This is a genomic window from Shinella oryzae (assembly GCF_023038235.1).
In the GTDB taxonomy this organism is placed as follows: domain Bacteria; phylum Pseudomonadota; class Alphaproteobacteria; order Rhizobiales; family Rhizobiaceae; genus Shinella; species Shinella sumterensis.
Map to the genome: position 1 here is coordinate 559,396 of NZ_CP081987.1, position 21,805 is coordinate 581,200.

The window sequence follows — 21,805 nt, forward strand, 5'->3', positions numbered from 1 at the left end:
TTAGTGCCGCCGAAAACCGCGGGCGTCAATCGCCATGGCGATCGTGTCGGCATCCTTCAGCGTCAGGATGATCAGCGGAACGAGCACCGTGAGCGGCCGCACACGCAGGCCGCGCGCCCTGTGCGCATCGGCAATCTCGCCGTAGCGCGCGAAGATTTCCGGCACGAAGCGGATGACGAGACCCACCGCCAGGCTGACATCGGCCGCCCGCACGAAGCCGAACCGTTCGAGCGGGGTAATCAGCCGCGTGATCTCGTCCATGAAGGCGGAAATGCCTGTCGTCGCCGTCACCGCGGCGGCCAGCAACACTAGCGCCGACAGCCGGCAGAACACGACGAACGCCTCGTGCAACGAATGGAACAGGTAGTTCGCGAGCGCGACCAGCAGCACCGTGAACAGCACGAAGCGCGTGCGCCGGAACGCCTCCGCAAGCCCGATGCCGGTCGAGAGGTAAAGAAGGGCGGCCAGCGCCAGCGCGGGCGCGAGAAGGCGCAAATCCGAGATGAGCAGAAGCAGGATCGCGGCGGTAAACAGCAGGATGAGCTTGCCGCGCACCGGCAGGCGGTGCAGCGGCGAATTGCCCTCGATGTCGAGCCCGTTCAGCATGACGCCAGGGTCCGATAAGCGGCGAGGGCGTTCGACGGCCTATCATCGGCGGCAAGCCGGCCTTCGTGGAACACCAGCACGCGGTCGAAGTCTTCGAGCAAAGCGAGGTCGTGGCTGATGACGAGCACCTGTTCGGGCAGGCCGGCGATGGTGCGCTCGATCAGCCCGCGGTTCTTCAGGTCGAGCTGGTTGGTCGGCTCGTCGAGGATCAGCAGGTCCGGCCCGGTGACCAGCACGCTGGCAATGGCGCCAAGCTGCGTCTCGCCGCCGGAAAGCTCGTGCACGCGCCGGCGGGCGAGATGCGAAATGCCGAAGCGGGAAAGGATGGCGTCGGTCTTCCCGGCGATCTCAGCCTTGCTCAGCTTGCGGTTCTTCAGCCCGAAGGCGATGTCCTCGGCCAGGATCGGCAGAATCATCTGGTGTTGCGGGTTCTGGAAGATGAAGCCGGTCTTTCCGCGCGCCGCCACTTCGTCCGTAACGGTATCGAGCCCGTCCACCGTCACCGTGCCGGCGGTCGGCTTGACGAGGCCGTTGATCAGCCGCGCCATGGTGGTCTTGCCCGATCCGTTGAGCCCGACGACGCCGATGCGCCGTTCGGACAGCGTGAGCGTCAGCGGCTGGAGCGCGATGCGCGCGCCATACGCCACCGTGGCGGCGGAAAAGACGATGTCCAAGAGCAGGTTCCCGGTTCGCGAAAGTCGACGGGACCTATAACATGACGGGGCGCAAAGAAAACCGGGTGGAACAAACCGGGAATATGTGTCTATGATCCAGCCATGACGATTCTGCTTTCCAATGCCGAGGCCCGGCGCATCTTCCTTTCGCGACAGGGGCTGAGCAGCCCGCCCGGCCGTGCGCTGGGCAAGGCGGGGCTGCTTCAGCTCATCCACGATATCGGTTTCGTGCAGGTGGACAGCATCGCCACCGTCGAGCGGGCGCATCACCAGATCCTCTTCTCGCGCAACCAGACCTACCGGCGCGAGCACCTTGCCGAACTCCTGGAGAAGGACGGCGAGCTCTTCGAGCACTGGACGCATGACGCCTCCATCATCCCCAGCGCCTTCTTCCGCTACTGGAAGCATCGTTTTCGCCGCAAGGAAGCGTCGATCCTGGCAAACTGGCGCAAATGGCAGGGCGAGGGGTTCGACGCGACCTTCGAGGAGACCTACCGGCGCATCGCCGAAAGCGGGGCGGTGATGTCGCGCGACCTCAAGGTGGAGGATCACAAGTCCGGCGGCTGGTGGAACTGGCATCCGAACAAGACGGCGCTCGAATATCTCTGGCACACCGGCAAGCTGGCCATCGCGCGGCGGGAGAATTTCCAGAAGGTCTATGATCTCGCCGAGCGTGTCCTGCCGCAGCACCATCATGAACCCGCAGTCGAGCATGACGTCTTCATCGACTGGGCCTGCCGCAGCGCGCTGGAACGGCTGGGTTTTGCCACCCACGGCGAAATCGCCGCCTTCTGGGCGCTGGTCACGCCGGAGGAAGCGAAGGCCTGGGTCGACGCCAACAAGGCGGAGTTGCGTCAGGTTTCCATCGAGACCGCCGACGGCGGCAAGCCGCGCGCCGCCTATGCCTTCGCGCATTCGGCCGAAAGCCTGCGTGACGTGCCCGAGTCGCCGGCACGCCTGCGCGTCCTCTCGCCCTTCGATCCGCTGATCCGGGACCGCAACCGCACGGAGCGTCTTTTCGGCTATGTCTACCGCATCGAAATCTTCGTGCCGGAGCCGAAACGGCAATATGGCTACTATGTCTTCCCCCTGCTCGAAGGCGATCGCCTCGTCGGCCGGATCGACATGAAGGCCGACCGCAAGGCGGGCGTTCTCGCCGTCCGGCGCCTGTGGTGGGAGCCGAAAGTCCGCAGTTCCGCCGGTCGGCTGGAGCGGCTGGAGGCCGAACTGGCGCGCGTGGCTCGGTTCGCGGGCGTCGAGGACGTCCGCTATCTGGACGGCTGGCAAGGCGAGGGCGCGTAGCCGCCCCTCATCCTACATTTGGATGGCCGGCCGGTTACGCCAGGCGTCCGGTCTGGCCGCGGTCGCGCAGGTAATGATCGGCGATCGCGCAGGCGACCATTGCTTCGCCGATCGGCACGGCGCGGATGCCCACGCAGGGATCGTGCCGGCCCTTGGTGCGCACGTCGACATTGTTGCCGTCGGCATCGATGGAGCGGCGCTCGGTGAGGATGGAGGAGGTCGGCTTGATGGCAAAGCGCGCCACGACCGGCTGGCCGGTCGAGATGCCGCCGAGGATGCCGCCCGCGTGGTTCGACAGGAAGATCGGGTTGCCGTCATTGCCCATGCGCATCTCGTCGGCATTCTCCTCGCCGGTGAGTTCCGCCGAGGCGAAGCCCTCGCCGATCTCCACGCCCTTCACGGCATTGATCGACATGAGAAGCGAGGCGATGTCCTGGTCGAGCTTGGCGTAGATCGGCGCGCCGATGCCGGCGGGCACGCCCTCGGCCACGACTTCCACGATGGCGCCGACGGAGGAGCCGGCCTTGCGGATGCCGTCGAGATAGTCTTCCCAGACGGGCACGATGGCCGGATCGGGCGCGAAGAACGGGTTGTTGTTGACCTCGTTCCAATCCCAGTTGTTGCGGTCGATCCTGTGCTTGCCGATCTGCACCAGCGCGGCGCGCACGGTCAGGCCCGGTACGACCTTGCGGGCAAGGCCGCCGGCCGCAACGCGCGCGGCGGTCTCGCGGGCGGAGGAACGTCCGCCGCCGCGATAGTCGCGGATGCCGTATTTGATGTCATAGGTATAGTCGGCATGGCCGGGCCGGTAGCGGCGGGCAATCTCGCCATAGTCCTTGGAGCGCTGGTCGGTGTTCTCGATCAGCATGGAGACGGGCGTGCCGGTCGTGATCATCGTTTCGCCGTCGTCATCCAGCATCACACCGGAGAGCACCTTGACGAGGTCGTCCTCGCGGCGCTGCGTCACGAAACGCGACTGGCCGGGCTTGCGCTTGTCGAGCCAGGCCTGGATTTCGGCGAGCGTGAAGCGGATGCCGGGAGGGCAGCCGTCCACCACGCAACCGAGCGCGACCCCATGGCTTTCGCCCCAGGTGGTGACGCGGAAGAGATGACCGAAAGTGTTGTGCGACATGAGCGGAACCGGACCGATAAAAAAGTGTGCCTTCTCTTAGTGGAAAAGGCACGGCCGGGACAAGGGTTTCACGCGCCCTACGACGCCATCTTCCAGCGCATCTCCGTGCTGAAGGCGAGAAACGCGTCGCGCGACAGCGGCTTTGCGAAGGCATAGCCTTGCAGAAGATCGCAGCCGAGCATGCTGAGCATCTCCGCGTGCTGCATCGTTTCCACGCCTTCCGCGACGATCTCGATGCCGAGCGAGCGGCCGATTTCGATGATCGAGCGCACCAGCGCCTGCTCGTTTCGCGACTTGAGAATGGGGGAGACGAGCTGCCGGTCGATCTTCAGCCGCTTGGGCTTCAGCTTCAGCAGGCTCACGATGGAGGTATGCCCGGTGCCGAAATCGTCGATCTCGATGTCGATGCCGAGCGCCTTGATCCGCGCCAGGTTGGAGAGAACCACGTCGTCGCTCTCGTCGAGGAAGATCGATTCCACGAGTTCGAAGGAGAGCTGGCCGGGCTGGATCGACAGGCCGGTAAGGCTGTCGATCAGGCTCTCGTCGCGCAGGCGCCGGGCCGAGACGTTGACGGAGACCTTGGGCATGATCAGGCCCTTGGCCGCCCAGCGCGCGCAATCCAGCAACGCCTTTTCCAGCACGATCCGGTCGAGCGTCGCCATGACGTTGAGGTCTTCGGCGATCTTGAGGAAGCGATCGGGCGTCAGCAGGCCGTCGCGCGGGTGGTTCCAGCGGATCAGCGCTTCCGCGCCGGCAAGCTTCAGCGTGCCGGCATCGATCTGCGGCTGGTAGTAGGGCACGAATTCGTTGTTCTCGATGCCGGCGAGAATGTCGTCGGCGATACGCTTGGTCGAGATGATCTCCGCCTGCAGCGTCTCGGTGAAGAACTCATGGCGGTTGCGGCCGAGCGCCTTGGCCCGATAAAGTGCGATATCAGCGTTGACCAGCAGCTTCGCCGTGTCGATGGCCTGCCCTGACGCAAAGGCGATGCCGATGCTCACGCCGAAGCGGCAGAGATGGCCCTCGTAATCGACGGGCTGCTGCATCAGGGCGATGATGCGGCGCGCAAGTCCGCTCAGATAGTTTTCATCGGTGGTGTCGGAGACCACGACGACGAATTCGTCGCCGCCGATGCGGGCGACGAGGTCGTTCTCGCGCGTGGAGACGGATAGCACCTGCGAGGCGTGAACGAGCAGCGCGTCGCCGGCGGCGTGGCCGAGCGTATCGTTGATCTGCTTGAAGCGGTCGAGGTCGATATGCAGGATGGCGACCTGCGCCTCGTCCGTCTCGCTGCTCCTGGAGATCGCGGTCAGCACGTCGTCGAGCTTGCGGCGGTTGCCAAGCCCGGTCAGCGGATCGTGCAGCGCATTGTGCTCGATGCGCACCCGCGCCTGTTCCAGTTCGATGTTCTTGGCATCCGCCTGGGCCTTGGCGGCCTTGAGGTGGTCGCGCAGCACCACGTCCTCTGTCACGTCGAAGGCAAGCCCGATCAGCTTGCGGCTGCCGCCATGCCCATGGTGAACCTTGCCCACCGAGCGGACGTGACGGAGCTCGCCGTTGGACAGCACGACGCGCGCCTCGTGCACATAGGGCTGCTCCAGCGCCGTGCACCGGTCGACATTGTCCACGATCGCGTCGCGGTCATCCGGATGTATCGCGGCAAGCCATGCCTCGCGCGTCACGATGCCGTCGGTGAAGGTGAGGCCGTAGAGCTGGTGCATGCGCACGTCCCAGAAGGTGCGTCCGCCATCCAGATCCGCTTCCCACATGCCGCACTGGTAGGAATCGAGCGCCAGATCGAGACGCCGCGTCGTCTGCTCCAATTCGGCATTCTGCCGCTCGGAGCGCTCCTTGGCCTCCTTGAGGCTTTCAGTCATGTGAACGTCTTCGGTCACGTCGAAGGCAAGGCCGACCAGTTTGCGCCGGCCGTCCTCGACATGCAGCTTGCCGACCGACTGGACGTAACGGATGTTTCCATCGGGCAGCAGGACACGGGCGGTACGCATGTACGGCAGGCTTCTTTCCGTACTGTCTGCCACCTTGCGCAAGGCGTCTGCCCGATCATCCGGATGAAGCGCGGCCAGCCAGACCGCGTGCGGAATGCGCTCGCCGGTATTGGGAACGCCGTAGAGCTGGTGCATGCGCTCGTCCCAAAGCGTCAGCCCGTCTTCGAGATCGCTATCCCAGAGGCCGCATTGATAGGCGTCGAGCGCGAGGTCGAGGCGTTGCGTGAGCCGCGCCAGCTCGACATTCTGAACCTCGGTCTGCTCCTTGGCCGTCTTCAGGGCCTCGTTCAGCAGGACGTCCTCGGTCACGTCCCAGCAGATGCCGGTCAGCGTTTCGCTGCCGTTCGGGCCGGCCAGGCGCGAGCCGATGCTTCGGATGTGCCGCCATGACCCGTCCGGCATGCGGATGCGGTACTGCGCGCGGTAATCGCTGGCACCCGCGCGGATCAGCTCCATCTGTGCCAGTGTGGGTGCGATATCGTCGGGATGCAACGCGGCGTGCCAGAGATCGTCGGTAAGCACCACGCTTTGCGAGAAGCCGTGCAGGCGATGCATCTGGGCGTCCCACTGGCGGGCGCCGCTCATGAAATCGTATTCCCAGATGCCGATCTTGGAGGCGTCGAGCGCGATGTCGAGACGCTGCGAAAGCGTCTCCACCTGCCGGTCACGGGCCCGGAGCCGGGCGAGGTTGCGCTGGCGTTCGGAAATGAGACCGCCGGTCAGGAAGATCGGTATGATGATGACCAGCGCGCTGGCGAGAGCGGTGAGGCGGATCTGCGCCAGGTTTTCCGGCGGATGGTGCCAGCCCTGCGCGGGGATCGCCCCCACTTCCCACCTGCCGCCGGGAAAGCTCAGAACCTGCACCACCGGATCGCTTTCGAAAACCTCTGCATTGCCGAAGAAGGGATCGTTGATGTTGTCGGGCACGCTGACATCGCGGATCGCCAGTTCCATGTCCGTGGCGTGTTGCGAGATTCCATGCCGCACGCGCTGGCCTTCGGTGATCAGGCCGGCATCGATGAGCAGCTTGCGCTCGTCGATCACGCCATCGACATAGCCCCACAGGTGCTGCCGTCCGCCGACCTGCGTGAAGACGGGAACGAAGAGGTTGAAGCCCCGGCCACCCTTGGCGAATTCCACGGGACCGAAGATCCGGGGTTCGGCAAGGCCGCGCTCGCTTTGCACCGCGTGGCGAAAGGAGGGGAAGCGGTTGAAATCGGTGCCGAGATACCGCTCGTTGCCGCTTGTCGGGAAGGCATGGCTGACCTTGCTGTCTGGCGCGAGGCCGATGCGGCGGATATGGCGGTTCTGCAGCATCAGCCGACCTGCAATGCCACTGAACTGCTCCGCCGCATGGCCCGTCGCGACGGAGATCATGTTCGCGACGCTGCGCAGGGCGGCCGCGTCGCTGTTCATCTCGCTGCGCAGCCGCGCGACCGTCAGGGCGAGATCGCCGGATACGCGCATCTGGAGGTCGTTGCGGTAGATCTGCTCGTTCTGCCGCTCGTAAAAGACGGTCGCGGCGAAAATGACGCAGCCTGCGATTGCGGCAGGAATGAGCGACGGCCGCGCCCATTCTGCGATGGATGCAATGCGGTGGCGAATGGAGGCAGTCGATGGCAACGCGCAAGCCCTCGTTTATCGAGGGAAAATAGGGTGTCTTCCCTTAAGATAGCCTTTATGAGCGGCTGGAATTCCGGGCTTTGCGCGCTCCAGGCGGCGTCGGTTCGGCGCGGATGCCGGCGGGGCGCCCGATAATAGCGGGGATGATGCCGGCGGGAGCCTTGATTCGCACTGCCTTTCCGGCCATCCATGTCACGGGCAGTCAAAAAGCGGGCGAATTTCGCCATATTTGGGGAGCATCTGACGTGGCCAGCAAGAAGACTGATTCATTTCCAGGGGTTCGCAGAATGCGTTTGATGATCGCCGCGCTGATGGCCATGGCTACCTTCCTGTCGCCGCTTGCCGCATCCGCCGAAAGCGCGGATGTCGAGGCGACGATTACCGGTGTCGATACGAACAGTCTCAGCCTGTCGCTGGATGACGGCAAGAAATATCAGGCGCCCGAGGAGTTCAACTTCGAGGGTCTGGCGCCGGGCGTGAAAGTCGTGGTGTTCTACACGGAAGTCGACGGCAAGCGCGTCATCAACGACCTTGAGGTCGTTCAGTAAGGCCCTGCCTCACAGCCAGTGCATGCCGGCAGCGTCGATGCGCAGGATGCGATCCTGATGGATCGGCACGTTGGCGGCCTCTTCCTCATCCATGCCATTGAGCCGGAAAGCGGCGCGGAAAACGCCGCCATGGCTGACGCAGACCGTGGGCTTCGTCACGTCGGCGAGCCATGAGCCGATGCGCCAGCAGAGGATTTCGTAGCTCTCCGCCGCTTCGCCGGGCGGGATGAAGTTCCACTTTGCACGGGCGCGTTCCGCGACGCGCTCCGGCGTGCTTACCTTGAGTTCGGCAAGCGTAAAGCCCTCCCAATCGCCGAAGGACACTTCGACGAGGCGCGGATCGGTGCGATAGGCGAGGGGATCGAGGCCCATGGCGCCGCGCATGATCTCCATGGTCTCGCGCGTGCGCCCGAGCGGGCTTGCCACGAAGTCGAAATCGCACACGGTGTCGCCGAGCATGCCCTTGAGGGCCAGACCGTTGCCGGCCGCCTGCTTGCGGCCGGTCTCGTTGAGCGGGATGTCTTTCTGGCCTTGCAGCCTGCCCTCTGCGTTCCACGCGGTCTGGCCGTGTCGGATCATGTAAATGAGCAAGCTGAAAACCCTGCGTCAGTCCTTGATGACGGAGATATCGGGCGCGTCCACCGCCTTCATGCCGATGACGTGGTAGCCGCTGTCGGCGTGGTGCGTCTCGCCGGTGACCGAGCGCGACAGGTCCGACAACAGGTAGAGGCCGACATCGCCCACTTCCTCGATGGTGACGGTCCGGCGCAGCGGCGCGTTGTACTCGTTCCACTTGAGGATGTAGCGGAAGTCGCCGATGCCCGAGGCCGCAAGCGTCTTGATCGGACCGGCCGAGATGGCGTTGACGCGGATGTTCTGCGGGCCGAGATCGACCGCCAGATACTTCACGCTGGCTTCCAGCGCAGCCTTGGCGACGCCCATCACGTTGTAGTTCGGCATGACCTTTTCGGCGCCGTAATAGGTCAGCGTCAGCATCGAGCCGCCATCGGTCATCAGCTTTTCCGCACGGCGGGCCACCGACGTGAAGGAATAGACCGAGATCTGCATGGTCTTGGCAAAGTTGCCCGGCGTCGTATCGACATAGCGGCCGGTCAACTCGTCCTTGTCGGAAAAGCCGATGGCGTGCACGAGGAAGTCGATCTTGCCCCACATCTTCTCGACATTGTCGAAGACGGCATCGATGGATGCCTCGTCGGACACGTCGCAGTCACCGGCCAGGACGGCGCCGATTTCGGCGGCCAGCGGCTCGACGCGCTTCTTGAGCGCATCGCCCTGATAGGTGAAGGCGATCTCGGCGCCCTGTGCGTGGATGGCTTTTGCGATGCCCCAGGCGATGGAACGGTTGTTGGCGACGCCCATGATGACGCCGCGCTTGCCCTTCATCAGACCAGATGCCTGAACCATGGAATGCCCCCTGAAACTAAAGTCGAGACTGCCTATGGCATAGGCGGCTATGCGGTTCAAGCGCGCTCGGGTTCAGGAACTGTTAGCATTCGTAACAATGGGTGCATGTTTCACCGCATCGTCACAAATCGTTTTAAAGGTAGAGGCCTTCGCGCTGGGAGCGCATCAGGTCGATCATCCTCGCGTCCGGCTTGTCCCAGAGAAGAAGGCGGATTTCGGCGACGAGATCGCCGCGTTCGCCGTTCTCCATGATCAGGCCTTCGCCCGAAATGCGGATCGCCTGGTCCGAGCCGGACCATTCCGGAACCGTCACGGGGAGGGGACCGAGTGGACCTTCGATGGTCGTTTCACAGCCGAGGACCGCGTTTTCGATCGTGACGGGCAGGTCGACCTTGAGATCGAAGCCGTCGACGCGGAAACGGCCCGGCGTGACACGCACGGTGGCGACGACATCGCCGCGGCGCAGGCCCTCCATGCGGTAACCGGCCTCCTTGAGGCGGATCACCTGGCCGTCCGTCGTGCCGGCGCCGACGGGAATACGGATCGTCTGGCCTTCCGGCGTCTCGATGGTCGGGCGCACCTTGTTCAGGATGTCCTCGACGGAGACGCTGACATCCGTGACGAGATCGGGCGCCTTGTCCATCTTGGCGCGGCTGCCGCGGATACGGCGAAGGATTGCCGAAATGAGAGTGGCACCCAGCGCTGCGGATTGCGCGGCTGTGGCCTCGTCGCTGTCGTCCGCGGCCTTGCGGGCATCCTGCGCGGGCGCGGCGTTCGATTGGGTTTGCTGCGGCTGGGCCTGCTGTTGCGGCTGGGGACGCGGCTGCGCGCCGGCATCGGCCTGCGCGTTTCGCGAATCGACGCCGAAGATGCGGGCGATCATGTCCTCCGCGTCCTCTTTGCTAGCGCGCGGCGGCTCGCTGCGTGCCTTGCGCTCGGCCTGCTGGCGGCGCATCTGCTCCATGCGGCGCATTTCCGCCTCGCGCTGCTGGCGGTCGTAGCGGCTGCGCTTGTCGGGATCGCGCAACAGGTCGTAGGCGCGGCCGGCCTCGGTAAAGCGCACGGTCGCGAGCGGGTCGTCGTGATTCTGGTCGGGATGCACGGCTTTCGCGAGCGAGCGCCAGGCCGCCTTGATTTCCTCTTGCCCGGCGCTGCGTTTCACGCCTAGGACCGAATAGGGATCACGCATAACTTCTACCCGTTTCCGTTGTGGCGCCATGGTAGCGGCGAACGTCCTAATCGGCCCTTACGGATCAGGGTTTAGAAAGTGTTATCCCTGGCGGTCGAAGGCCAGGAGCATCCACTCGCCGGAATTGCCCATGCAGGTGCGGCCGGTGAAGTTGGCAATGCCCTGGTAGGAATGTTTCGTGGTCACGAAATCCCGGCATGTGCGGCCGGACCGGTCCTGGTTCTCGGCGATGGAACTGATGACGCCGGCGCTGCCGGAGGCGGAATTCGCCCACGGGATGGCGTTGCCGCCGGTGCGGGCGAGGTCTGCGGATGACACGGCGTTGCGCACGGTGATCTCGTCGGTCAGACGTTCCGTGTTGCCGTTGGATACGGTGCTGGTGCGCAGCGACGTGTCGACCTTGCTGTCGGAAAACAGGTCAAGGCCGCTCATGCAGCCGGAAAGGACGGTGCCGGACATCATGACGGCAAGAACCCCAAGGCCGCGCACCCAGTATCGCTTTGTGTACGGTCGCGTTTTTGTTATGTCTTTCACTCCAGCCTGCCTCATACAGCTAGATAGATCGGCATTGAGTTAAATATGAGTGACAATGCGTTAACAAGCGGTGACTTCACCGAGGAAAACGAACCCTACATCCTTTTCGGCCAATGGCTGGACGATGCCGGCAAGACCGAGCTCAACGATGCCAACGCGCTGGCGCTCTCCACGGTCGACGCGACCGGGATGCCCAATGTGCGCATGGTCCTGCTCAAGGGCTTCGACGAGCGCGGCTTCGTGTTCTACACCAACTTCGAGAGCCGGAAGGGCGAGGAACTTCTCTCTGCCCGCAAGGCCGCCATGTGCTTCCACTGGAAGACGCTGCGCCGCCAGGTCCGCATTCGCGGCGATATCGAGGTGGTAAGCGATGCGGAGGCCGACGAATATTATGCCTCGCGTCCGCGCGGCAGCCGCATCGGCGCCTGGGCTTCCAAGCAGTCGCGGCCGCTGGAAAGCCGTTTCGCGCTGGAGAAGGCGGTGGCGGAATACACCGCGCGCTACGCGATCGGCGAAATCCCGCGCCCGCCGCACTGGTCCGGCTTCCGCCTGAAACCCGTCTCGATCGAGTTCTGGCACGACCGCCCCTTCCGCCTGCACGACCGGGTGGAGTTCCGCCGCACGGAAGACGGCGCGGGCTGGACGAAGGTTCGGATGTATCCCTGAGCGGTCAGCGCCGCATCAGCCGGAAGGGAATGCCCGAGGCCAGCGCGCCCACATATTTCGGCTTCTGGTACAGGCCGTTGAGCGAGATGCGCGGCAGCGACGTCGGCGTGTCGAAGGAGCGGGCCGACAGCGTTCCGGGCTCCGTGGTCACGGCAACGCGGAAGCCGAGTTCCTTGGCCAGGCGGCGCTCGCGCGCCGAGACGGACGGCCTGTCGCCGTAGGGATAGGCGAGGGTGTCCGGCCGGCGGCCGATGATGGCAGCGATGCGTTCGGCCGAAAGGTCGATCTCCGCGCGCGCCTCCTCGTCGCTCAGGCGGGCCAGCGCCCGGTGGCTGATCGTATGCGCGCCGATGGCGGCAAGCGGGTTGAGCACGAGGCTCTTGAGCTCGGGCTCGCGCATGACAAGCCGCTCGGTGATCATGAGCGGCTCGATGCCATGCGCCTTCGCTACCGCATCGAGCCGGTCGATCGCGGATGCCTCGTCCGTTTCGGAATGGATGAAGCGCGCGAAGCGGTCGAAGGCGGCCTGTTTCTGGATGGGTGTTGCGAGCGGCAGAGTGACCGGGCCGGAGCCGAAGTCGAATTCGAGATGGGGCACGGCGCGCAGAAGGTCGGTCAGCGTCTCCCACCAGATGCCATGCGTCTTGCCGGCAAAGCCGGGCGCGACGAAGACGGTGAACGGCACCCTGTGCTGCGTGAAGACCGGCTGCGCATGGACGGCATTGTTGCGATAGCCGTCGTCGAGCGTGAAGGCGGCGAAACGCTCGCCGGCGCGCGCGATGGCGAGCCGCGCCGGCATGTCGGCTAGCGCGACGAACTGATAGCCTTCCTCCGTCAGGCGCCGGATGGCCGTATCAAGGAATTCGGGCGTGATTTCCAGATGCGCATTGGGATCGAAGCTCTGCGGTGTCTTCGGCCGGACATGATGCAGCGTGAAGATCGCCCCCATGCCGCGCGCCGAGGCCATCAGCCCGACCCGTTCGGCCAGGTGCGCGAACTCCAGCCCGCCCGTGATGACGGCGCGCTTCAGCCTTTGTCGCATGGCATTTCGGATCGGCATGTCGTTTCGGTCTTTCCGCGTCATTTCGAGCGGTCGTTATCGCACCGGGCCGGTATCCGAGTGGTTAACAGGGGCTTTCCTGCGACGCACCGGCGGGGCGCGACCCGGCTGGAAGGTGAGAAGGCGAACCACCTCCATGGCGATGTCGAGAAGGGTGTCGAACATGTCTTTATGCTCCATGCGTTGAATGTGCATGGATTGTCCGCCCGCTTGCCTGTCAGCCTCAAACGAGTTTATCGTCGATTTCGAATGACTTGAGGTTATGCAATGAAGCGCGGACGGCTGCCCCTGACGGCATTGCGGAGTTTCGAGGCGGCGGGGCGGCTCGGAAGCTTCACGCTTGCGGCCGATGAGCTTGCCGTCTCGCAGGCCGCCGTCAGCCGGCAGGTCAAGGAACTGGAGGCGGAACTGGGCAAGCCGCTTTTCGAGCGCCGCCACCGCAGCGTGCGCCTGACGGCGGCGGGCCGCAGCCTGCTCGACGTGCTCTCCCGCTCCTTCGATGCCATGGACGCGAGCCTTTCGGAAATCCGCGGCCGACGCTGTGGAGGGCTCCTGGAAATCAGCGCCGAGCCATCCTTTGCGGCCTGCTGGCTGGTCTCGCATCTGGAGGATTTCCGCGCGGGGCACCCCGAGATCGACGTCGCCGTCGATTCCGACATGCGCCTCATCGAATTTCGCACCCACGAGGCGGAAATCGCCATCCGCCATGGCATGGATGCGAAGGCCTGGCCGCGTACGGAAGCCGATCCTGTGGTCGAGGTCGATCTGGTGCCGGTGATCGCGCCGGCGCTTCTCGCATCCGGCCCGCCGTTGCGGAAACCCGCCGATCTTCTGGCGCATACCCTGTTGCACGAGGAGAACCGCAGCGTCTGGGAGCGCTGGTTCGCTGCCGCCGGCGTGGAGGGCGCGCCGCTTGGCCGCGCGCAGATCTTCGCGGAAGGAAACCTGGTGCTTCAGGCCGTGCTGCGCGGCCACGGCGTCGCGCTGGTCGATCGCTTCCTGGCCGCCGAAGACATCGCCGCCGGCCGGATCGTGCAGCCCTTCGACCTGTCGATCCGCCACGGCACCTACTGGCTTGTTGCGCGCAGCTTCAAGCGCCTCTCACCGGAAGCCCGCGCCTTCCGGCAGTGGTTGTTGCAGAGGATTGCTGCGTCGGGCGAAACGTGATGGCGCTGCCGACCAGGCCTGAAAAAATCAGGCCTTCGTCCCGCCCACCGTGATCTGGTCCATGCGCAGATGCGGCTGGCCGACGCCGACCGGCACCCACTGGCCGGCCTTGCCGCAATTGCCGATACCGGTGTCGAGCTTGGTGTCGTTGCCGATCATCGAAACGCGGCGCATGGCGTCGGGTCCGTTGCCGATCAGCATGGCGCCCTTGACCGGCGCCGTCACCTTGCCGTTCTCGATGAGGTAGGCCTCGGTGCAGCCGAAGACGAACTTGCCCGAGGTGATGTCCACCTGTCCGCCGCCGAAGGAAACGGCGTAGATGCCGTTCTTGACGGAAGCGATGATCTCGTCGGGCGTCTTGTCTCCGGACAGCATGTAGGTGTTGGTCATGCGCGGCATCGGGCGGTAGGCATAACCCTGGCGGCGGCCGTTGCCGGTCGCCTTCATGCCCATCAGCCGGGCATTCTGCCGATCCTGCATGTAGCCCACGAGCTTGCCGTCCTCGATCAGCACGTTGTAGGCCGAGGGCGTGCCCTCGTCGTCGACGGTGATCGAGCCGCGGCGGTTGTCGATGGTGCCGTCATCGACGACCGTGACGCCTTTGGCGGCGACCTGCTCGCCCATCAGACCGGCGAAGGCGGAGGTCTTCTTGCGGTTGAAATCGCCCTCCAGCCCGTGGCCGACGGCCTCATGCAGCATCACGCCCGGCCAGCCGTTGGCGAGCACGACATCCATCGTGCCGGCCGGGGCCTCGACGGCCTCCAGATTGACGAGCGCCTGGCGCAGCGCCTCGTCGGCGCCGGCATGCCAGCTTTCCTCGGTCAGGAAGGCATCGAAGGTGGTGCGACCGCCGGTGCCGAAGCTGCCGGTCTCCTGCCGGTCGCCGTCACCCACCACGACGGAAATGTTGATGCGCGTCATCGGGCGCACATCGCTGACGCGATGGCCGTCCGCGCGCAGGATGTTGACGACCTGCCAGCTTGCCGCAACCGAGGCCGTGACCTGCCGCACCTTCGGGTCCTTGGCGCGCAGATAGGCGTCGATCTCGGTCAGGAGCGCCACCTTCTCCTCGAAGGTCGGCGCGCCGATAGGATTGTCGGGGCTGTAGAGCTGCCGGTTGGTGCCCTGCGGTGCGGCGGCGTAATCGCCGGAATAGCCGCGCGCGACGGCACCGGCGGCATCGGCCGCGCGTTTCAGCGCCGACAGGCTCATCTCGCCGGAATGGGCATAGCCGACGGCTTCGCCGGCCACGGCGCGCAATCCGAAACCCTGGTCGGTGTTGAAGCTGCCGCCCTTCAAACGGCCATTGTCGAAGGACAAGGATTCGGCCTGGGCATGCTCGATGAACAGCTCGCCGTCATCGGCGCCCTTGAGCGTTTCCCGCAGAACGGCCTGCACGGTCGCCTCGTCGGCATCGAAGAGGGAGAGAAGGTCGGTATTCATGGCGGGCTCCGCAAGCAATGGTGGACGGGGCTCATGTAAGTTCCCCGGCGGCGGGCGGCAAGCCCGCGGCGGAAGGCTTACGGCAGCGCGTCGTAGCCTTCGCCGAAGCCCTTGAGGTCGACCGGGATGCCGATGCCTTCTTCGGGAGACTGGAAGACGATGAAGGTCGCCGTCGCACCGGAACGAAAGGTTTTCAGCAGTTCGTCTTCCAGCACCACCTCGGCATAGCAGCCATCGGCGAAGCAGCGCACGAAATAGGCGCGGCCGATATCCTTGCCGTCGACATTGAGGCCGAGGCCGTTGGGCAGCAGCACACCGAGCGGGGCGAGGACGCGCAGGATCTTCGCCTTGCGGTCGGCCGTCTTGAGCACGACGACGGAAAGGCCGAGCTCCGGCCGGTCCTCTGCCAGCACGTTCTGCATGAGAGCGCACTGCTCGCCGGATGCGCCGGCCGGCTGGTCGCAGACGATCGACCAGGCGCCATGGTTGGATTTCACCGTTCCGGGCTGCTGCGCTGCGGAGAGGGAAGGGAGTGCCGTGGCGCCGAGCGCGAAGACGGCAAGGCCGAACGCCGCCCGTGACAGCCGGGAGAGGGGAGTGAAACCCATGAAAACCTCGGAATCTCGAATCAGTCGGGCTATCTTTGAATAGCCGGCGGCGAAATGAAAAGCCCCGGCCGCTGCTTTCCGATTGATTGAAGGCGGAAATTGGACGCGATCGCGCAGTTTCGTGCCATACGCCACTCTTTATTTAATAGGGAGTGTCTGCTGCCCCAAGCTTCGTACGGTCGGACCGGCCGAAGCAGGCTCGCCGCTGCCAAACCTTTCATGCTATAGACAAATGTGAAGAAACTGTGGGGAGTGGCCCCATGTCTTTGCGTTTGCGCAAAAATGCCGCACGGGGGCATCCCCATGGCGGTTGCGGCGGACATGAAACTATGATTTTAAGCACTCAGTATAGCAGGGATTCTGCGCGTCTGTTTGATCCCGATCAAACGCCTTGGGGAGATACGTTGTGAAAAACAAAGCTTTTGCAGGTCTGGCCGCTCTCGGCTGTCTGCTCTTTGCTTCGACCGCCTTCGCTGATCAGCCGTTCGACTGGCAGAAGGGCCTTCAGCCCGCCGCGACTCCGATCATGGAGGAAATTCGCTGGTTCGAGCAGTACACATTGTGGTTCATCGTTCCGATCACCCTGTTCGTTCTCCTCCTGCTCATCGTCGTCGTCGTCAAGTTCCGCGAAAGCAAGAACCCGGTGCCGTCCAAGACCAGCCACAACACGGCCATCGAGGTGCTGTGGACGCTCGGCCCGGTCGTCATTCTCCTGTTCCTCGCCGTTCCCTCCTTCCAGCTCTTGACCAAGCAGCTCGCTCCCACGGAAGAGCCGGAACTGACCATCAAGGCCACGGGTTTCCAGTGGTATTGGGGTTACGAGTACCAGGTCGGCGACAACCCGGTCTCCTTCGACAGCCTGCTTCTGCATGACAACGACCGCGCGGCCGCCGGCAAGGAAGACAAGTCCGTCTATCCGCGCCTCCTGGCCGTCGACAACGAAGTCGTCGTTCCCGTCGGCAAGCATGTCCGTCTGCTCGTCACCGCCGGCGACGTGATCCACGCTTTCGCCATGCCGTCCTTCGGCGTGAAGATCGACGCCGTGCCGGGCCGCATGAACGAGACCTGGTTCAAGGCCGAGCGCGAAGGCCTGTTCTACGGCCAGTGTTCCGAGCTCTGCGGCAAGGACCACGCGTTCATGCCGATCGCCATCCGCGTCGTCTCGCAGGAAAAGTTCGATACCTGGCTTGCTGCCGCCGCGACGAATGTCGGCGAGGCAAACAAGGCCCTGATGGCGTCTGTCGACGGTGCGGCCAAGTCCGTAGACGTCGCCCAGAACGCCGCGCAGTAATACCTAGGGAGTCAGATCCATGGCCGGAACATCCGCTGCCCACGGCGATCACCACGATCACCACGAACACAAGCCGCTTACTTTCTTCCAGCGTTGGTTCCTGTCGACCAACCACAAGGATATCGGCACCCTCTACCTCATCTTCGCGATCTGTGCGGGCATCATCGGCGGCACGCTGTCGATCTTCATGCGCATGGAGCTTCAGGAGCCGGGCATCCAGATATTCCACGGTCTGGCGCAGATGGTCTACGGCTTCGAGGGCGACGCTGCCATCGATGGCGGCAAGCACATGTTCAACGTCTTCACGACGGCGCACGCGCTCATCATGATCTTCTTCATGGTCATGCCCGCGCTGATCGGCGGCTTCGCCAACTGGATGGTTCCGATCATGATCGGCGCGCCGGACATGGCGTTCCCGCGCATGAACAACATCTCCTTCTGGCTCATCATCCCGGCCTTCCTGCTGGTGCTGCTTTCGATGTTCGTCGAAGGCCCGGCGGGTGCCTATGGCGCAGGCGGCGGCTGGACGATCTATCCGCCGTTCTCGACGGCCGGCCAGCCCGGTCCCGCGATGGACCTGGTGATCCTCGGCCTGCACATTGCCGGCGCGTCCTCGATCCTCGGTGCGATCAACTTCATCACCACGATCCTGAACATGCGCGCTCCCGGCATGACGCTGCACAAGATGCCGCTCTTCGCCTGGTCGGTTCTGATCACCGCTTTCCTGCTCCTGCTTTCGCTGCCGGTTCTGGCAGGCGGCATCACCATGCTGCTGACCGACCGCAACTTCGGCACGGCCTTCTTCGCGCCGGAAAACGGCGGTGACCCGATCCTCTTCCAGCACCTGTTCTGGTTCTTCGGCCACCCGGAAGTGTACATCCTGATCCTGCCCGGTTTCGGCATCATCAGCCACATCGTGTCCACCTTCTCGCGCAAGCCGATCTTCGGCTACCTCGGCATGGCCTATGCCATGGTCGCCATCGGCGCCGTCGGCTTCGTCGTGTGGGCGCACCACATGTACACGGTCGGCATGTCGCTCGACACGCAGCGCTACTTCGTGTTCGCCACGATGGTCATCGCCATCCCGACGGGCATCAAGATCTTCTCGTGGATCGCGACGATGTGGGGCGGCTCGATCCGCTTCACGACCCCGATGGTCTGGGCGATCGGCTTCATCTTCCTGTTCACCGTCGGCGGCGTCACGGGCGTCCAGCTCGCCAATGCCGGCCTCGACCGTGCCCTGCACGACACCTACTACGTGGTTGCGCACTTCCACTACGTTCTGTCGCTGGGCGCCGTCTTCGCCATCTTCGCAGCCTGGTACTACTGGTTCCCGAAGATGAGCGGCTACATGTACTCCGAGTTCATCGGCAAGCTGCACTTCTGGGTCATGTTCATCGGCGTGAACCTGGTGTTCTTCCCGCAGCACTTCCTCGGCCTCGCCGGCATGCCGCGCCGCTACATCGACTACCCGGATGCCTTTGCGGGCTGGAACGCGGTGTCGTCCTACGGCTCGTATATCGCAGGCGTCGGCGTGCTGATCTTCCTCTTCGGCGTCTTCGAAGCCTTCGCCAAGAAGCGCGTCGCCGGCGACAACCCGTGGGGCGAGGGTGCCAACACCCTGGAATGGCAGCTGTCTTCGCCGCCGCCGTTCCACCAGTGGGAACAGCTCCCGCGCATCAAGTAAGGTCTTGAGATCGGGGCCGCCGGCAACGGCGGCTCCGCCACTAGAAAAGGTCGAATGAATCGGCCGATAGCGACGGAAACATCATGGCGGTCATCGAGCATCACGAAACGGTTCCGGGCGGCGGAGAGGTCTACCTCTCCGAAGCGTCGCCGCGTGATTTCTTCGAGCTCCTGAAGCCGCGCGTCATGTCGCTCGTCGTCTTCACGGCCTTTGCCGGCCTCGTCCTTGCGCCCGGCTCGATCAATCCGGTCATCGGCGCCATCGCGATCCTCTGTATCGCCGTGGGCGCCGGTGCATCCGGTGCCCTCAACATGTGGTACGACGCCGATATCGATGCGGTCATGACCCGCACCGCGCAGCGCCCCATTCCGTCCGGCCGTATCCGGCCCGAAGAAGCGCTCGCCTTCGGCCTGACGCTCTCGGCCTTCTCGGTCGGTATCCTGGGCCTGGTGGTCAACTGGCTTGCCGCCGGCCTGCTCGCCTTCACCATCTTCTTCTATGCCGTCATCTACACGATGTGGCTCAAGCGCTCGACGCCGCAGAACATCGTCATCGGCGGTGCGGCCGGCGCCTTCCCGCCCATGATTGGCTGGGCCTGCGTCACCGGCGGCGTGTCGGTCGAGAGCGTCGTGCTCTTCCTCATCACCTTCCTCTGGACGCCGGCGCATTTCTGGGCGCTCGCGCTGTTCAAGATGCGCGACTACGAGGCCGTCGGCGTGCCGATGCTGCCCAACGTATCAGGCGAGGCGACGACGAAGGTGCAGATCCTGATCTACGCCGTGCTCACCGCCGTGATCGCCGTCGTTCCGACCTTCCTCGGTTTCGCCAGCCTCGGCTACGGTCTCTTTGCCGCAGCGCTTGGCCTCGGCTTCGTGTGGTATTCCATCGGCGTGTTGCGCATGCCGGAGGGTGACAGCGCGATGGTGCCGGCCAAGAAGCTCTTCGCCTTCTCCATCGTCTACCTATTCGCCGTGTTCTCCGGCCTCATGCTCGACCACCTGATCGCGTCGTTTGGATGGGTGCTGTAATGGAAACCGTAAAGCTCACCGATAGCCAGAAGAAGGCCCGCCGCGGCCGCAACCTCGCGCTCGGCGCGGTTCTTCTCGGCCTCGTCGCCCTGTTCTACATCGTCACGCTGATCAAGTTCGGCGGCGGAATGGCGGGCTGACCATGAGCGAACCGAAGAGGACCGAAAAGAGCAGGATGGGCAACGGCGCCGTCGTCGCCATGTGCTGTTCCTTCGTCATCGGCATGGGCGCCATGGCCTATGCGGCGGTGCCGCTCTACGAGATGTTCTGCAAGGTCACCGGTTACGGCGGCACGACGCAGCGCGTCGAGCAGGCCTCCGACGTCGTTCTCGACCAGACGATCAAGGTGCGTTTCGACGCGAACGTCGCGCCCGGCCTGCCCTGGACCTTCACGCCGGTCCAGCGCGAGGTCGAGCTGAAGATCGGCGAGACCGTGCAAATCTTCTACAAGGCCCGCAACAATGCTTCCAGGCCGACGACCGGGCAGGCGACGTTCAACGTCACGCCCGAGGCGACCGGGGCCTATTTCAACAAGGTCCAGTGCTTCTGCTTCACTGAGACAACGCTGAAGCCCGGTGAGGAAATGGAAATGCCCGTCGTCTTCTTCGTCGATCCTGAGATCGTCAAGCCGGTGGAGACCAAGGGCGTCCACACGATCACGCTGTCCTACACCTTCTTTCCGCGAGAGGCGTTGAAGCCGGTGGCTGCGGCTGCGGACGTGAAGGCGGACGACGCAAATAACCTTTGAAAGACATGCGTTTCCGGCTATGCCGGAAACGGAACGCGATACATTCGGGGATAAGTCAAATGGCCGATGCGCATCAGAAGAAACACGACTACCACATCATCGACCCCAGCCCGTGGCCGCTGCTCGCATCCATCGGCGCCTTCGTCCTGGCGTTCGGCGGCATCGGTTACATGCGCTACCTGTCGGGCGGCGCATTCCACCTGTTCGGCCTGAACTTCGCCACGCCGTGGGTCTTCTACATCGGCCTGCTGATCACGCTCTATACCATGTATGCCTGGTGGGCCGACACGGTGAAGGAAGCGCATGAGGGGCACCATACCCGCGTTGTGTCGCTGCACCTGCGCTACGGCATGATCATGTTCATCGCTTCGGAAGTGATGTTCTTCGTCGCCTGGTTCTGGGCCTTCTTCGATGCCAGCCTCTTCCCCGGCGAAGCCATCCAGGCCGCCCGCGCGGAATATACCGGTGGCGTCTGGCCGCCGAAGGGCATCGAGGTTCTCGACCCCTGGCACCTGCCGCTCTACAACACCGTCATCCTGCTGCTGTCGGGCACCTGCGTGACCTGGGCGCACCACGCCCTGCTGCACAATGACCGTAAAGGCCTGATCAACGGCCTGGCGCTTACCGTTGCGCTTGGCGTGCTGTTCTCCTTCGTGCAGGCTTACGAATACGCCCATGCGCCGTTCGCCTTCAAGGATTCCATCTACGGCGCGACCTTCTTCATGGCGACCGGCTTCCACGGTTTCCACGTCCTGGTCGGCACGATCTTCCTGATCGTCTGCCTCATCCGCGCCATGCGCGGCGACTTCACCCCGAAGCAGCATTTCGGCTTCGAGGCCGCCGCCTGGTACTGGCACTTCGTGGACGTCGTCTGGCTGTTCCTCTTCTTCTCCATCTACATCTGGGGCGGCTGGGGCGCACCGATCGCGCATATGTAAGCGCGACGACGAACAGACCTTCGAAACGGCCGCAGCGATGCGGCCGTTTTGCGTTGCGCCCTTTGTCGCGGACTTTCGATTGGACGGAGGCGGTGGCGGCGATATAGAACCGTTGTGACCGGCCGGCGGT

General features: G+C 64.2%; 22 protein-coding genes. 10 read left to right on the plus strand and 12 right to left on the minus strand.

Features of this window, described 5'->3' with window-relative positions:
- Together K6301_RS02755 and K6301_RS02760 are read right to left on the minus strand one after the other, a co-directional pair.
- The gene (locus tag K6301_RS02755) at positions 1-606 is read right to left on the minus strand and encodes an energy-coupling factor transporter transmembrane component T family protein (protein WP_247219154.1); all 606 of its coding nucleotides are present in this window, start codon (positions 604-606) and stop codon (positions 1-3) included.
- Entirely contained in the window at positions 600-1,280 is a 681-nt protein-coding gene (locus K6301_RS02760) for an energy-coupling factor ABC transporter ATP-binding protein (RefSeq protein WP_247219156.1), read from the minus strand. The genes K6301_RS02755 and K6301_RS02760 overlap by 7 nt, the downstream gene beginning before the upstream one ends.
- Positions 1,281-1,382: 102 nt before the next feature.
- Here K6301_RS02760 and K6301_RS02765 point away from each other — a divergent pair, with 102 nt between their 5' ends.
- On the plus strand, positions 1,383-2,582 hold the full coding sequence (locus tag K6301_RS02765; RefSeq protein WP_247219158.1) for a winged helix-turn-helix domain-containing protein: 1,200 nt from the start codon (positions 1,383-1,385) through the stop codon (positions 2,580-2,582).
- Between the two features lie 34 nt (positions 2,583-2,616).
- On the opposite strand, the gene aroC is transcribed toward K6301_RS02765, so the two are convergent.
- Both aroC and K6301_RS02775 read right to left on the minus strand, forming a co-directional pair.
- Positions 2,617-3,714, minus strand: a complete 1,098-nt coding sequence (gene aroC, locus K6301_RS02770; protein WP_247219160.1) for a chorismate synthase — start codon at positions 3,712-3,714, stop codon at positions 2,617-2,619.
- A 77-nt stretch (positions 3,715-3,791) separates the two neighbouring features.
- Positions 3,792-7,343 (minus strand): bifunctional diguanylate cyclase/phosphodiesterase, encoded by a 3,552-nt coding sequence (locus K6301_RS02775; protein WP_247219161.1) that lies wholly within the window; start codon positions 7,341-7,343, stop codon positions 3,792-3,794.
- A 287-nt stretch (positions 7,344-7,630) separates the two neighbouring features.
- Here K6301_RS02775 and K6301_RS02780 point away from each other — a divergent pair, with 287 nt between their 5' ends.
- Positions 7,631-7,891, plus strand: coding sequence for a DUF1344 domain-containing protein (locus K6301_RS02780; protein WP_134648890.1), 261 nt, complete (start codon positions 7,631-7,633; stop codon positions 7,889-7,891).
- Positions 7,892-7,900: 9 nt separating this feature from the next.
- On the opposite strand, the gene K6301_RS02785 is transcribed toward K6301_RS02780, so the two are convergent.
- The 4 genes from K6301_RS02785 to K6301_RS02800 all read right to left on the minus strand — a co-directional run bounded on the left by K6301_RS02785 (position 7,901) and on the right by K6301_RS02800 (position 10,994).
- A complete protein-coding gene (locus K6301_RS02785; protein ID WP_247219162.1) occupies positions 7,901-8,482 on the minus strand; it encodes a histidine phosphatase family protein in 582 nt (193 codons plus the stop codon).
- Between the two features lie 15 nt (positions 8,483-8,497).
- Positions 8,498-9,316: an enoyl-ACP reductase FabI gene (gene fabI / locus K6301_RS02790; RefSeq protein ID WP_247219163.1), complete on the minus strand. Its 819-nt coding sequence runs from the start codon at positions 9,314-9,316 to the stop codon at positions 8,498-8,500.
- A 133-nt stretch (positions 9,317-9,449) separates the two neighbouring features.
- Positions 9,450-10,505 carry a DnaJ C-terminal domain-containing protein gene (locus K6301_RS02795; RefSeq protein ID WP_247219164.1) on the minus strand — a complete coding sequence of 352 codons (1,056 nt, stop codon included), beginning with the start codon at positions 10,503-10,505 and terminating at the stop codon, positions 9,450-9,452.
- Positions 10,506-10,586: 81 nt separating this feature from the next.
- Entirely contained in the window at positions 10,587-10,994 is a 408-nt protein-coding gene (locus tag K6301_RS02800; RefSeq protein ID WP_230640128.1) for an RT0821/Lpp0805 family surface protein, read from the minus strand.
- 90 nt (positions 10,995-11,084) lie between these two features.
- On the opposite strand from K6301_RS02800, the gene pdxH reads away from it, so the two are divergent.
- Positions 11,085-11,705, plus strand: a complete 621-nt coding sequence (pdxH, locus tag K6301_RS02805; protein WP_247219165.1) for a pyridoxamine 5'-phosphate oxidase — start codon at positions 11,085-11,087, stop codon at positions 11,703-11,705.
- A gap of 4 nt (positions 11,706-11,709) precedes the next feature.
- Here pdxH and K6301_RS02810 read toward each other — a convergent pair whose 3' ends face one another.
- Positions 11,710-12,747 carry a polysaccharide deacetylase family protein gene (locus tag K6301_RS02810; protein WP_247219166.1) on the minus strand — a complete coding sequence of 346 codons (1,038 nt, stop codon included), beginning with the start codon at positions 12,745-12,747 and terminating at the stop codon, positions 11,710-11,712.
- Positions 12,748-12,801: 54 nt separating this feature from the next.
- Positions 12,802-12,930, minus strand: a complete 129-nt coding sequence (locus K6301_RS25000; RefSeq protein WP_281505876.1) for a hypothetical protein — start codon at positions 12,928-12,930, stop codon at positions 12,802-12,804.
- Between the two features lie 102 nt (positions 12,931-13,032).
- Between K6301_RS25000 and K6301_RS02815 the strand changes: the two genes are divergently transcribed.
- On the plus strand, positions 13,033-13,932 hold the full coding sequence (locus K6301_RS02815) for a LysR substrate-binding domain-containing protein (protein WP_247219168.1): 900 nt from the start codon (positions 13,033-13,035) through the stop codon (positions 13,930-13,932).
- A gap of 27 nt (positions 13,933-13,959) precedes the next feature.
- On the opposite strand, the gene tldD is transcribed toward K6301_RS02815, so the two are convergent.
- On the minus strand, positions 13,960-15,375 hold the full coding sequence (tldD, locus tag K6301_RS02820; protein ID WP_247219170.1) for a metalloprotease TldD: 1,416 nt from the start codon (positions 15,373-15,375) through the stop codon (positions 13,960-13,962).
- A 77-nt stretch (positions 15,376-15,452) separates the two neighbouring features.
- Positions 15,453-15,983, minus strand: coding sequence for an invasion associated locus B family protein (locus K6301_RS02825; protein WP_134648882.1), 531 nt, complete (start codon positions 15,981-15,983; stop codon positions 15,453-15,455).
- A gap of 406 nt (positions 15,984-16,389) precedes the next feature.
- Between K6301_RS02825 and coxB the strand changes: the two genes are divergently transcribed.
- The 6 genes from coxB (at position 16,390) to K6301_RS02855 (ending at position 21,675) form a co-directional block, all read left to right on the plus strand.
- On the plus strand, positions 16,390-17,274 hold the full coding sequence (gene coxB / locus K6301_RS02830; protein ID WP_247219172.1) for a cytochrome c oxidase subunit II: 885 nt from the start codon (positions 16,390-16,392) through the stop codon (positions 17,272-17,274).
- Between the two features lie 19 nt (positions 17,275-17,293).
- Positions 17,294-18,961: a cytochrome c oxidase subunit I gene (gene ctaD, locus K6301_RS02835; RefSeq protein WP_134648880.1), complete on the plus strand. Its 1,668-nt coding sequence runs from the start codon at positions 17,294-17,296 to the stop codon at positions 18,959-18,961.
- Positions 18,962-19,044: 83 nt separating this feature from the next.
- Positions 19,045-19,989, plus strand: a complete 945-nt coding sequence (locus tag K6301_RS02840) for a heme o synthase (RefSeq protein ID WP_247219173.1) — start codon at positions 19,045-19,047, stop codon at positions 19,987-19,989.
- Positions 19,989-20,129, plus strand: coding sequence for a hypothetical protein (locus K6301_RS02845; RefSeq protein ID WP_247219174.1), 141 nt, complete (start codon positions 19,989-19,991; stop codon positions 20,127-20,129). The genes K6301_RS02840 and K6301_RS02845 overlap by 1 nt, the downstream gene beginning before the upstream one ends.
- Positions 20,130-20,131: 2 nt before the next feature.
- Entirely contained in the window at positions 20,132-20,737 is a 606-nt protein-coding gene (locus K6301_RS02850) for a cytochrome c oxidase assembly protein (RefSeq protein ID WP_247219175.1), read from the plus strand.
- A 59-nt stretch (positions 20,738-20,796) separates the two neighbouring features.
- Positions 20,797-21,675: a cytochrome c oxidase subunit 3 gene (locus K6301_RS02855; RefSeq protein ID WP_134648877.1), complete on the plus strand. Its 879-nt coding sequence runs from the start codon at positions 20,797-20,799 to the stop codon at positions 21,673-21,675.
- The last annotated feature ends 130 nt before the right edge of the window (positions 21,676-21,805 follow it).

Coding starts and splice junctions, on each gene's coding strand:
- K6301_RS02755 (WP_247219154.1), bottom strand. CDS start 606: ATGCTGAACGGGCTCGACATCGAGGGCAATTCGCCGCTGCACCGCCTG.
- K6301_RS02765 (WP_247219158.1), top strand. CDS start 1,383: ATGACGATTCTGCTTTCCAATGCCGAGGCCCGGCGCATCTTCCTTTCG.
- aroC (WP_247219160.1), bottom strand. CDS start 3,714: ATGTCGCACAACACTTTCGGTCATCTCTTCCGCGTCACCACCTGGGGC.
- K6301_RS02780 (WP_134648890.1), top strand. CDS start 7,631: ATGCGTTTGATGATCGCCGCGCTGATGGCCATGGCTACCTTCCTGTCG.
- fabI (WP_247219163.1), bottom strand. CDS start 9,316: ATGGTTCAGGCATCTGGTCTGATGAAGGGCAAGCGCGGCGTCATCATG.
- K6301_RS02795 (WP_247219164.1), bottom strand. CDS start 10,505: ATGCGTGATCCCTATTCGGTCCTAGGCGTGAAACGCAGCGCCGGGCAA.
- pdxH (WP_247219165.1), top strand. CDS start 11,085: ATGAGTGACAATGCGTTAACAAGCGGTGACTTCACCGAGGAAAACGAA.
- K6301_RS02810 (WP_247219166.1), bottom strand. CDS start 12,747: ATGCGACAAAGGCTGAAGCGCGCCGTCATCACGGGCGGGCTGGAGTTC.
- K6301_RS25000 (WP_281505876.1), bottom strand. CDS start 12,930: ATGTTCGACACCCTTCTCGACATCGCCATGGAGGTGGTTCGCCTTCTC.
- K6301_RS02815 (WP_247219168.1), top strand. CDS start 13,033: ATGAAGCGCGGACGGCTGCCCCTGACGGCATTGCGGAGTTTCGAGGCG.
- tldD (WP_247219170.1), bottom strand. CDS start 15,375: ATGAATACCGACCTTCTCTCCCTCTTCGATGCCGACGAGGCGACCGTG.
- K6301_RS02825 (WP_134648882.1), bottom strand. CDS start 15,983: ATGGGTTTCACTCCCCTCTCCCGGCTGTCACGGGCGGCGTTCGGCCTT.
- ctaD (WP_134648880.1), top strand. CDS start 17,294: ATGGCCGGAACATCCGCTGCCCACGGCGATCACCACGATCACCACGAA.
- K6301_RS02840 (WP_247219173.1), top strand. CDS start 19,045: ATGGCGGTCATCGAGCATCACGAAACGGTTCCGGGCGGCGGAGAGGTC.
- K6301_RS02845 (WP_247219174.1), top strand. CDS start 19,989: ATGGAAACCGTAAAGCTCACCGATAGCCAGAAGAAGGCCCGCCGCGGC.
- K6301_RS02850 (WP_247219175.1), top strand. CDS start 20,132: ATGAGCGAACCGAAGAGGACCGAAAAGAGCAGGATGGGCAACGGCGCC.
- K6301_RS02855 (WP_134648877.1), top strand. CDS start 20,797: ATGGCCGATGCGCATCAGAAGAAACACGACTACCACATCATCGACCCC.